The following is a 500-nucleotide window of genomic DNA, read 5'->3' on the forward strand; positions in this document are numbered from 1 at the left end:
GTCGCATGGGGTGAAATGGATGCTCTGCAACACGTCAATAACGTGGTCTATTTCCGCTACTTTGAGACGGCGCGTTTAGATTACTTCAACAAAATTAATCTGCTGGTCGACCTGCAAACCTCGCAAATTGGGCCAGTACTCAGCGAGACGCAATGTCGCTACAAACTGCCTGTCACTTACCCAGACACGTTGCTGGTCGGCTCGCGCGTGATCGACATGCAAGAAGATCGCATCACTATGGAATATCAAGTATTGAGTAAAAAATGGGGCAAGATTACGACGGTCTCAACCGCGACAGGCGTGATGTTCAATTTTAAAAATAACGAGAAAGCGACCATTCCTGATCATGTGCGCCAATCCATTCTTGAGTTAGAAAGCACGGTTGGCAGTACGCACCATTTGGAATAAATCGGCAGCGTACAGTAAAAAGTCAGCGAAGAAACAAGTAAGTAAGAAACAAACAAAAAGGTGGCTCATGGCCACCTTTTTTGATTCGGATT

At 45.8% G+C, this 500-nt stretch carries 1 protein-coding gene; it reads left to right on the forward strand.

The features are described 5' to 3' along the window. Positions 1-408: thioesterase family protein (locus R7F64_RS24480; RefSeq protein ID WP_318072233.1), on the forward strand; the 408-nt coding region annotated here is incomplete at its 5' end. Positions 409-500: the final 92 nt, after the last annotated feature.

Origin of the sequence: Vibrio sp. Vb1980, assembly GCF_033338615.1 — a bacterium.
In the GTDB taxonomy this organism is placed as follows: domain Bacteria; phylum Pseudomonadota; class Gammaproteobacteria; order Enterobacterales; family Vibrionaceae; genus Vibrio; species Vibrio alginolyticus.